This is a genomic window from Halorubrum trueperi, assembly GCF_042662525.1.
Classification (GTDB): domain Archaea; phylum Halobacteriota; class Halobacteria; order Halobacteriales; family Haloferacaceae; genus Halorubrum; species Halorubrum trueperi.
In genome coordinates, this window is the sequence record NZ_JBHSXI010000031.1 from 1 (window position 1) to 2082 (window position 2082).

General features: G+C 55.0%; 1 protein-coding gene and 3 pseudogenes. All 4 read left to right on the forward strand.

The genetic code is table 11. The features are described from left to right. A pseudogene (locus ACFQEY_RS18625) lies at positions 1-178 on the forward strand (IS701 family transposase); the annotation flags it as partial. Positions 179-472: 294 nt separating this feature from the next. Continuing rightward, positions 473-1174: pseudogene (locus ACFQEY_RS18630) on the forward strand (IS110 family RNA-guided transposase); the annotation flags it as partial. A gap of 111 nt (positions 1175-1285) precedes the next feature. After that, positions 1286-1573 (forward strand): annotated as a pseudogene (locus tag ACFQEY_RS18635) (transposase); the annotation flags it as partial. Between the two features lie 110 nt (positions 1574-1683). Next, positions 1684-2082: transposase (locus ACFQEY_RS18640; RefSeq protein ID WP_465261638.1), on the forward strand; the 399-nt coding region annotated here is incomplete at its 3' end.

The following is a 2082-nucleotide window of genomic DNA, read 5'->3' on the forward strand; positions in this document are numbered from 1 at the left end:
GACGGTTCGCTCGAAAGCGTCATCGCTTCGAGCGAACCTCGAACATTCCCTGAAGGAAGCCGTTTACAACCTGCTCTCGTGGGTTCGAGACAACGATGATCGTGGCGTCGATGACCTTATGAAAGAGATCGACCACCTCTTCGTTCACTCAACAGCCGACGCTAACGTTCAAAGCTGAGTGAACTACTAAAGTGCACGATCTTCGAAGCCAGTAATGCTCTATAACAGTAAGAAAAATCTGCCGTGTTGACTCGATGGAAACGCTGCTACCCTAGGAGAGCGTGAAACAAGACATGGGGCGCAAGAGACCGACCGCTATTCCGTGCCTTCGAGCACGTCGTGTTGAATGGTCCGTGTGCGAAAGGAGCCGAGTCATGGGCGTGACAGCCCGGATGCCGCGCCCCGCGGCATCCGGGAAAGCCCGAATAGGTGAATCTCTGCTTCACGCACTGGCGTCCCGGGTGAACCAACCATGTACCTCGGAATCGACGTCCACAAACGGTACGCACAGGTGGCAGTAATGGATGAGGCTGGGAAAATCGTCGAAGAGGTTCGCGTCGAAAACGCGAACCTCGACGAGCTCGCCCAGCGGTACGCCGGCGCACAAGCCGTGCTTGAGGCGACCTCCAACTACTACCACATCCACGACACGCTGTCGGAGCACTTGGATGTGACCGTTGCTCATCCCAAAAAGATCAATCAGATCGCAGACACCGACAAGAAAACAGACCGCGTGGACGCAAAAGAACTCGCGCGGATGCTCCGGTTAAATTCGGTGCCTGAAAGCTACGTTCCAACCGAGGAGGTCAGGGAAGCCCGCGCACTCGTGCGCGGACGACAGACCTTGGTCGAAAACCGTACCAAGTACGCCAATAAGGTCCATGGACTCCTCTCCGATCACGGCATCACCGAGGACGTGAAACCACTAACCGTGGAGGGACGAGAGTCCCTGCGGGGACTCTCGATCCCGACGCCGTTCGACACGTTGCTTGAGTCACACCTCGACCTGATCGAGTCGCTCACCGAGGAGATTCAGAAGCTTGATGAGACGATTGAAGAGTGCGCTGGGTCTCTGAAGGAGACCCAGCTTCTGATGACGATCCCTGGGGTGAGCTACTACACGGCGCTGACGATCTACGCGGAATTAGGTGGGATCGACCGATTTGACGGTGACAAGGGAGCCTGTCCAAAAAATAATTTTGAGTCGATTTCTACGGCCTTAGAACCGGTTATAGCGTTTATTAGCCGGATTTATTGGCAAGAATAACATTTTTTGGACAGGCTCAAGGAGGTCGTCAGTTACGTCGGACTGAACCCGGTGATCCGCGAGTCAGGCGACTCGCGGATCGAAGGGAGCATCTCGAAACGTGGATCAGGGCGTGTACGATGGCTACTCGTCCAAGCAGCAAACACCGCAGTCCATACCTGTAACGACGAGTATCTGAGCCAGTTCTATGACAGATTAGCAAGCCGGAAGAACTCACAGAAAGCAATCGTGGCGGCAGCTCGGAAGATGCTGGTGTCGATCTACCACATGCTTGATCGGGGAGAAGCGTATGATCCACCGAGCATCCGTCTTCAGTTAAGCAAGAAACCGTGTGACTGCGGTGGCTTATCGAGACATCTTTCGGAAGGAATAAGGAAGCCGAGTCTGTGTACGACAACGACTCCTCATCTCGGATTATGCGTCGGCTCACTACACTGTTTCCCTCTGAGTTCCTCAAAGAGCACGCCGAGGAACTCGGCGTGGTCGAACGTGACCGAAAACTTCAGATTCCTGCCTTCGTTTGGGCGTTCGTGTTCGGCTTCGCCGCAGGCGAAAGCCGAACACTCGCCGGTTTTAAACGCTGTTACAACTCGACTGCCGATGAGACGATCTCACCAAGTGGGTTCTATCAGCGGTTGACTCCGACGCTTGCGGAGTACCTCCGCGACCTCGTCGAGCGCGGTCTCGACGAGGTCGCTGTTCCTGACGCGACAGCTGCTGATATCGACCGATTTAGAGACGTGATGATCGCTGATGGAACGGTGTTGCGGTTACACGAATTTCTCTCAGATCAGTTCGAAGCCCGCCACGAGGAG